Annotated in this window: 7 protein-coding genes; 4 read left to right on the top strand and 3 right to left on the bottom strand. The window is 60.3% G+C overall.

Annotation, left to right across the window (positions count from 1 at the left end):
• Window positions 1-715, bottom strand: a 715-nt coding sequence (rlmF, locus tag ACIREA_RS20925; protein ID WP_397384292.1) for a 23S rRNA (adenine(1618)-N(6))-methyltransferase RlmF, incomplete at its 3' end; no start/stop codon positions are given.
• Window positions 712-981, bottom strand: coding sequence for a Precorrin-3B methylase (locus ACIREA_RS20920; protein ID WP_397384293.1), 270 nt, complete (start codon window positions 979-981; stop codon window positions 712-714). The genes ACIREA_RS20920 and rlmF, both read right to left, overlap by 4 nt.
• Window positions 982-1031: 50 nt before the next feature.
• On the opposite strand from ACIREA_RS20920, the gene ACIREA_RS20915 reads away from it, so the two are divergent.
• The 3 genes from ACIREA_RS20915 to ACIREA_RS20905 all read left to right on the top strand — a co-directional run bounded on the left by ACIREA_RS20915 (window position 1032) and on the right by ACIREA_RS20905 (window position 7282).
• Window positions 1032-3974, top strand: a complete 2943-nt coding sequence (locus tag ACIREA_RS20915; protein WP_397384291.1) for a c-type cytochrome — start codon at window positions 1032-1034, stop codon at window positions 3972-3974.
• Between the two features lie 98 nt (window positions 3975-4072).
• Entirely contained in the window at window positions 4073-6454 is a 2382-nt protein-coding gene (locus ACIREA_RS20910; protein WP_397384289.1) for a hypothetical protein, read from the top strand.
• Window positions 6455-6553: 99 nt separating this feature from the next.
• A complete protein-coding gene (locus ACIREA_RS20905; protein ID WP_397384288.1) occupies window positions 6554-7282 on the top strand; it encodes a segregation and condensation protein A in 729 nt (242 codons plus the stop codon).
• 44 nt (window positions 7283-7326) lie between these two features.
• Here ACIREA_RS20905 and ACIREA_RS20900 read toward each other — a convergent pair whose 3' ends face one another.
• On the bottom strand, window positions 7327-7503 hold the full coding sequence (locus tag ACIREA_RS20900) for a hypothetical protein (RefSeq protein ID WP_397384287.1): 177 nt from the start codon (window positions 7501-7503) through the stop codon (window positions 7327-7329).
• 52 nt (window positions 7504-7555) lie between these two features.
• Between ACIREA_RS20900 and ACIREA_RS20895 the strand changes: the two genes are divergently transcribed.
• On the top strand, window positions 7556-8223 hold a 668-nt coding region (locus ACIREA_RS20895), incomplete at its 3' end, for a tRNA dihydrouridine synthase (RefSeq protein WP_397384286.1).

Raw genomic sequence — 8223 nt, 5'->3', positions numbered from 1 at the left:
CACCGCCCTCGCACCACAGCTCGTTCGCCTTGCCTCCAAAATTCAGCCCAGATTTCTTGCAACCGAGATTCCTCAGCTTCCTTTGCGTGCCCTCCGCCGCTTCAGCCGCCGAACCGTGAAAAGGCGGATTGCACAGCGTCAGGTAAAAGTGCTCGCCAGGCTGAATAACGCCTCGAAAACAGGCAGCCGCCGACTTTTGCAAACGGCACTCAATCAAGCCCTTCACACTCGGATTCGCCGTCACGATCTTTTGCGCCCAGCGCCACGCCACCGGATCCACCTCCGCACCCACAAAGCTCCATCCATACTCACTCGCGCCGATAAGCGGATAAATGCAGTTCGCCCCGGTGCCGATGTCCAGCATGCGCACCGACGGCCCGCGCCGCAGCGCGATGAGATCCGCCAGATGATGAATATAGTCACTGCGCCCGGGAATCGGCGGACAGAGATAACCTGGCGGGATGTCCCAGTGCTGCAAGCCATAGGCATGCTTCAGCAGCGCCTGATTCAGCGCCTTCACCGCCAGCGGGTCTGCATAATCAATGCTTTCGTCCCCATACGCATTCGGCTTCACAAACACCGCCAATGCCGGGCTGCACGCAATGAGCTGCGGAAAGTCGTAGCGCGTATTGAAGCGATTGCGTGGGTGCAGTCCTGTTTTCTCAGTCTGCTTTTTTAAATCTTTTGCGCTTCTTTGCGGCCAATCCTTCTTCATCGTCCACCTCCCGGCGGCGTGCGGTCATCACCAAAGTATTTCTCGCTGCGGTAGCGCAGCCACACGCGCAGCACCTGCGGCACCTTTTCACGCTCCGCCTCGCTCAGCGTCTCATAGAGTGCCATGGCCTTCTCACGCTCGCCACGGCACGCACGATTGTTGTGAGCGTCCCAATAAGCCCGCGCCACGCGAATGCGACGGCACACCTCTTTGATCAAGGCGGCGCCGGTGAGCGGCTGGGTGCTGGGTTTCTTCTTCGCGGGCATGGTCGTCATCTTGGCTTACAGAACCGCCTGAGGCAATGCGTAGTAGCTCCATGCCCGCCCGCATCGCAGCTCTCGCTCTCATCCTTGCCACCCACGCCCTTGCGCAAAGCGGCACCATCCCCGCTGACCGCCCCAGAGCGCGCCCCGCCTCTGCGCTAACCGGTTGGGCGGACTGGGAAAAAGGCGAAGAACTGCTCAAACGCATCCACGTGCCTCCGGCACCCGTGCTTTCCGCCGAGGATGAAGCGAAGACTTTCAAGCTCGCCCCAGGCTACCGCGCCGAACTGGTGGCGTGCGAGCCCATGGTGCAGTGCCCCATCTTCTTCGAGTTCGATCCCGACGGGCGCATCTGGGTCGTCGAATACCAGGGCTACATGCGCGATGTGCAGGGCAGCGGCGAAGGCGATCCGATCTGCCGCATCGTCGTGCTCGAAGACGAAAACGGTGATGGCAAAGCCGACAAGAGCACCGTCTTCCTCGACAAGCTCGTCATGCCCCGCAGCTTCGCCTTCGTGAAAGGCGGCATCCTCCTGCAGGAGCCGCCGAAGCTGTGGTTCTGTGAGGACACGGACAGCGATCTCCGCTGCGACAAGCGCACCGAAGTCGGCACCATGGGGGTGGGCGGAAACCCGCAGCACACGGCGAACGGCCTGCGCCGTGGCATCGACAACTGGCTGCACTGCGCCGACTGGCCGCACCGCTATCAGTGGAAGGACGGCAAACTCGTCGACCTGCCCACGCTGCATCGCGGGCAGTTTGGCGTCAGCTTTGATGAAACCGGCCGCTTCATCAGCTGCTACGAAAACAGCGCCATGCACATGGACCTCCTTCCTGCGGAGGCTCTCCTGCGTCATCCCAACCTCGCCAAACTCGCGCAGCGCGGTGGTCGCGGCAGTTTCGGGGTGAATGTGAACGTGGCGAAGGACGCTGCCGAGTGCTTCCCCATTCGCGTGACGCCGGCCGTGACGCTGGGTGCCCTCGAACTTCGCGATGACGGTCGCCTGCGCACCTACACCATCGTCTCAGGCACCTGCTTTTATGATGGGGATCAGTTTCCGCCGGAGATGCATGGCAACGTCTTCGTGCCCGACTCCGCCGGGCATCTGGTCGGTACGCTGAAACTCAGCGGCAGCATCTCACCCCAGGCGCAGCGCTTCTTCCCACCCGAGCAGGACCTCATCGCCAGCACCGACGAACGCTTTCGTCCCGTCAACGCCCGCGTGGGACCGGATGGCACCTTGTATCTCGCGGACATGTATCACGGCATCATCGAGCATGTGATCTTCATCGTGCCTTGGCTGACGAAGCAGATCGAGCAGCGCAAACTCTACGAAGGCAACGATCACGGCCGCATTTGGAGGATCGTGCACGACGGCCCACCACTGCGGCGGCGCCCCTCTCTTTCCAAAGCCAGCACCGCTGAGCTGGTGGAGGCCCTGGGTCATGCGAATGGCTGGCAGAGAAACACCGCGCAGCGCCTGCTGGTGGAGCGCCAGGAGGAAATCGGAGATCCCAATCGCTTTCCTATTCCGCTGCAACGCCTGCACGCGTTGTGGACATTGGAAGGCACAGATAAACTGACCAAGACGACGCTGCAAAAAGCCGCGCAGGATGCCGACCCACGCGTCCGTGCTGCGGCAGCAAGATTGGGCGCGGAGGTTTCACTCAACACAGAGGCAGATGCCACTGTCCGGCTGCAGGCCCTGCTCACGCCACAGAGCACCACCGCCATCGCTCAGCATCTCACGCAGCATGAAGATGACCTGAGTCGCATCGCCGCAATGACCGGTGTCCACGGCCGTGAGGTGGAGTTGCTGGACCTGCTGCTGAAGCAAACGGATTGGCAGAAGGAGTCCGCCCATCGACGCGAAACGCTGCGCCTGCTCACTCAGCTCATCGGCATGGATGATCAGCATGAAGCCGTGGTGTCACGCATCGAGCAGACTTCAAACTGGCAACGCATGGCGCTGGTGGATGGATTCCTGGCCACACAGCCGAATGACCCACGGCAGATCAAACCCGTGAAGCTCGCTGCGAAGCCCAAGTTCCTCGATGAACTGGCGGCGAACCGCGACATCACCGCCCGCGAGCGCATGCAGCGCCTGCGCATGTGCCTGACGTGGCCGGGCGCAGACAGCGTGGTCACGGCTACTCGCAAGCAACCACTCAGCGATGCTGCGCACCAGCAGATCAAGCGTGGTGCCGCCGTGTATCAAACCGTCTGCGGCCTGTGCCATCAGCCCACGGGTTATGGTATCCCCAATGTGGCCCCACCGCTGGCCGAGAGCGAGTGGGCGACCGGCGAGCCGGAACGTGTGATCCGCATTGCGTTGCATGGCCTGTATGGCGAGATCGAGGTGAACGGCCAGAAGTGGAATCTCGCCATGCCCGGCCAGGGTGAAAACCCCATGCTGGATGATTCAAAGCTGGCGGACGTTCTCAGCTACGTGCGCAATGCCTGGGGCAATGAAGCCAGTGTGATCGATGCCGCCCACGTCGCAGCCGTACGTGCACAGACCAAGAACCGCAAGATGCCTTGGACGGCGGACACACTCCTTCAGGTGGATGTGAAAGGCGGCAAAGCCATCCAGGCAGATGCCGACGGCGTGCTGCTGCTTCCAGCCAGTGCGGCAAAGACCTACGGGCAGAAGCTCGCCTACCGTGCCGCGCTCAACGTGCTCGCCCCCTGGCGCATCGACACCGATGTGGCCGAATGGTTGATCCAGGTGCCAGCAGCGGGCGAATATGAAGTGCGAGTGACACTGGCGGCCGATGAAGCCTCCGCTGGCGATGCCTATGTGGTCGAGGTTGAGAACGCCAGCGTGAAAGGCGTGGTGCAGGCCACCGGTGGCTACGAGAGTTTCAAAGAGCAGTCCGCAGGAACAATCAAGCTCAAGGCCGGCATCCAATCGCTGCTGATGCGACCCGATGGAGCCCTGAAGCAGGAGCTGGCTGATGTGCGCGCCGTGCGGCTAGTACGCCAAACCAGGTAGCCGTGTGCGACGGGCGGCATGTGAAATACTTCAATACAAAATTAAGAGCATTTCGATTACCATTGCAACACCCTCAGTTTTTCAGTTAGAACAAATACATGCACAACCACCGCGCGGCTTGGATCATGTCACTTGGCATCCTCGCATGGGGGCAGAACATCCAGGCGCAGGATGCCGCTAACAAAGTGGTCGTGACGATCGCAACCGTCCAAGAAAGCGACTGGCAGCGTGAAATGGCGCAGAACACAAACCAGAAGGAGCTCCGCGAGAAACTGCATGCAAAAACACTGATGGAGCTTTCAGGTGAACTGAGCGGTGACAAGGAACTCATTCTTCGATCAGGCAAAGAGCACGGCATCGTAACAAGATGGGAGTTCACTCCTGACCGCAATGATGTTGCCGCCAAGAAAACGAAGCCGGAGTTCATCGGCACGGAGGTCAAAGTGGCGAACGCACCCACTTCCAAAGAACTCAAAGGACCCCGGCTCAGCATCACATTAACACATGACCTGCAGCCGCTGGAGATGCAGCCCATGACCTACGCCACCGCAGCGACAGGTGCCGAGCGCGACAAGAAAAGCGTGACCGCACCGCTCTTCCAACGCTTGCGCTGGCAGGGCGATATGCTGGCGGGAAAAGACGAACAGTTGCTCACCAGTTTCTTATTAGAAGAGACTCCAAGCACGCGCATCGCCGTCTTCATTCAGGACAGCCATGACAACCCATCGCCTCCACTAACACTTCGGCAGACGATTTATCGCGTGCCTGAAATGGATGTGATCGAGTGGCTGCTGGCAGCCCCGCAGAACGATGCGGCACTGGAAAAGCGACTGCAACAAGCGGTGGCAGATGGGCAGGCGAAGGTTGTCTCCAGTTTGACCACCAGCTCTGTGCTGGGCATCCGCACCCAGGCGCAATCAGGCAAGGAATGCTGGGTCCCTACGGAGGTCGATCAGGACCTCGGCAGGTTGTATCAGCTTCCTGTCAGCTTTGCCACAGTTCCCGCAGGCAGCCGCTTGGAATGCTTGTCGTCTGAGTCGGTCACTTCATGGAAAAGCCATTTCGCGCTGCATCCTCCACTCGCAGTTCAGTGGCCCACCTCATGGCTGCGTGTTCATGACCAGACACAGACCACTCCTCCATTCAAAGCCATTCACGGCTGGATGGACTGGTATGATCGCTTTGATCAGGAGACTTCTGGAAAAGTTGTTTTCCACGACGAGTCCCCCCATCTCATCTCCATGATGCCGCCTGCGGATCAAACCTGGGGCGCAGATCGCAAAGGACGCTGGCTGGATGTCACCATGGCGCAACGTTCCATGAGTGAAGGCGGACCGCAGACTGCGCCCTCTAAACCTGGCCAATCATCCCTCCTTATCCTTGGCATCGCACTCGACAGTGACGAAGCGCAGGCTTTGCTCGCCACGCGCCAGCCTGACAAAGACGCAGAACTCCTGCATGAACTGGTCGCACGCGTGAAAGCAGGCCGGGCCCATGTGGTGACCTCCGCTCTTTCGGCCAATCAAAGCGGACACAAGGAGCAAACCAGCGGCCGCCTTCATGCCTATCCCACAGAAATGCCCAGCATCCCCTCCGCCTGGGGAGAAACCACGGTTGGAACAACACTCGAACAAGACGGCAGAGAGCTGGCATTCACCCAGGATCTGGCACCACCAGCCCGCACCGAGTGGAAACTCGCTCGCGATATGCCCGAAGCCATCATGTGGCAGCCGCGCTTTCGAAAGCTCTTCCTCCACAGCGTCTTTTCAGACTCCGCCAAACTCGACACACAGCTATGCGCCGTCGCCAGCATCCCCTCGGTCATTGCAGGCGGTGATCTTCCTGAGCATGAAACCGTGCTTCTCTTCACCCATCGTTCCAACCACGAGGCTGCTCCCAAAGCCGAAGGCAGCGACTTCGAACTCGAAGCCATGATCTTCGAAATCCCCGCTGGCGGCGCTGACGATTGGCAGGACGTGAAGAGCGATGACTTTACCGCCTTCACCCAGCAACGCCTCAAGCAAGGCACCGCCAAGCTTCAGTCACACACGATGCTGCGTATCCAGCCCTCCACCCGAGGTGCCTTGAACGTGACGGAGGAGTACAGGACCGCCACAGCCTTTGATCCTCCCAGCGCTGAGGCCCCCTTCCGCATGCGGCCCACATCACTGACGTCTCTGCCAGTGGGAGTGCAGCTTGAGGCCGATGTGGCAGCAGCCCCCGGCGGCATCCCCCGGCTGAGTGTTGCCCTCAGGCATTCCATCGCCAGGCCCATTGAGCCAGGTCTGGAAGAAACCCTCAAAATCGCCGCCAGCGGCATGGATGACTACCCCGGCGCCAAGCATGAGTTCGAAGAATGGACCGCCCATGACATCCTCTTTCCAGCAGGAACCGTTCATTGCCTCGGCCTCTCCCTGCCCGCAGGCGGTGGCGTCACCACCACTCGCATCGCCTTTATCCGGGTGCGCCCAGCTCAGTGATTCGAGTAGCCCGAGCATGCCTCAGACCTAAACCGGCCCAGGGGGAGAATACCCGCGCTCTTGGGTTGCCATTGTCGTCTCTCCGTTCTATCTCGACACGTGGAAGACACCGATTACAAAGTAAGACTCGAGATTTTTGAAGGCCCGCTGGACCTGTTGCTCTACCTGATCAAAAAGGAGGAGATCGACATTTACAACGTGTCGCTGGAGCGCATCACGCGTCAGTACCTGGATTATATCGACACCTTTAAGGCGCTGAACATCGAGCTGGCCAGTGAGTTCATCGTGATGGCGGCCAATCTGATGTACATCAAAAGCCGCGAGCTGCTGCCGCAGGCGGTGCAGCCACCGGAAGAGGATGCAGATGAGAGTGATCCGCGCTGGGAGCTGATCCGTCAGCTCATGGAGTACAAGAAGTTCAAGGAAGCCGCGCACTTCCTCGGCGCGCAGGAGGTGAAGGGAGATGAATTGTTCGTCACCACTCCCGAACTCCCTGACCTTGAGGCCCCGGTGGAGACCATCGGCCAGGTGGGCATCTTCGACCTCATCCGCGCCTTCCAGCGCATCCTCAAGCGCTTCGAAAACGCCAGCGACTTCCGCGAGATCGTCAATGACCGCTACACCGTGGCGGACAAGATCGAGCACCTGCTCCAGATTGTCCCCGCAGGCAGCAAGATCAAATTTGAAGACCTCTTCAGCAGCGCCGCAAGCCGTGGCGAGGTGATCGTGACCTTCCTGGCCATGCTGGAACTCATCAAGCTCAACCACCTGCAGGTGGAGCAGGAGCAGCTGCTGGGAGAGATCGTCGTGGTGCGTCCGGCGGTGTAGGGCAATCGTCCCGATTGCCTGAAACAAGCGGGACGCTCGTCGTACTACTTCCGCTTCGCCACAGTGCCCACAGCAGCCGATGATGGATTCACCCGGCTGATCTTCGTCTTCTTCCCCAGCACCCAGAACAACCCGCCGATCCCGCCGATCAGGGCAAACGCGGCCACCACGGTCCAGAGGCCGGGGAGGAGCGGTTTGCGGTAGCGGCGGCGTCTTGCCATCCGGGAATGTGACACGACTTGCCGCACTGTGCCAGTGCGGCTATGATCGAAGATGCTTCCTTGGTTCGAAAATGACCACTTTCCCCTCTATCTGGCCCCCATGGCCGGGGTCACGGACGTGATCTTCCGCCATTTGTGCAAGGAACAGGGCGCAGATGTCATGGTCACGGAGTTCGTCAGCGCCGAGGGCATCCTGCAGCGCGACGACCGTACCCGCCACTACACCGACTTCGACGATGCCCAGCGCCCGCTCGGCGTGCAGCTCTTCGGCTCTGATGGCGTACGCATGGGCGAAGCCGCCCGTAAAATCATCGACTGGAAGCAGCCCGACTTCATCGACATCAATTTCGGCTGCCCCGTAAACAAGGTCGTCTCGAAAAACGGCGGCTCATCCCTCCTCAAAGACTGCCCGCTGCTGGCCAGTGTGGCACGCGAAGTCTCCAAGGCCGTGTCCATCCCCGTGACCGCCAAGATGCGCATCGGCTGGGACGCCAGCCTCGTCAATGCCATTGAAGTCGCACGCATCCTGGAAGACTGCGGCATGCAGGCCATCGCCGTGCATGGCCGCACACGGGCGCAGGGTTACACCGGTCAAGCCGATTGGGACGTCATCGGGCAGGTGGCTGATGCCGTGAAGATTCCAGTCATTGGCAATGGCGACATCTCCAGCGGTGTGGATGTGGAAATCCGCCGCGCGCAAACCAACGTGAAGGGCGTCAT

Source organism: Prosthecobacter sp. (assembly GCF_044373815.1).
Taxonomy (GTDB): Bacteria; Verrucomicrobiota; Verrucomicrobiia; order Verrucomicrobiales; family Verrucomicrobiaceae; genus Prosthecobacter.
The sequence above is the reverse complement of the archived record's forward strand: the minus strand, read 5'-3'. Positions and strand labels throughout refer to the sequence as shown.

Coding starts and splice junctions, on each gene's coding strand:
- ACIREA_RS20920 (WP_397384293.1), bottom strand. CDS start 981: ATGCCCGCGAAGAAGAAACCCAGCACCCAGCCGCTCACCGGCGCCGCC.
- ACIREA_RS20900 (WP_397384287.1), bottom strand. CDS start 7,503: ATGGCAAGACGCCGCCGCTACCGCAAACCGCTCCTCCCCGGCCTCTGG.
- ACIREA_RS20910 (WP_397384289.1), top strand. CDS start 4,073: ATGCACAACCACCGCGCGGCTTGGATCATGTCACTTGGCATCCTCGCA.
- ACIREA_RS20915 (WP_397384291.1), top strand. CDS start 1,032: ATGCCCGCCCGCATCGCAGCTCTCGCTCTCATCCTTGCCACCCACGCC.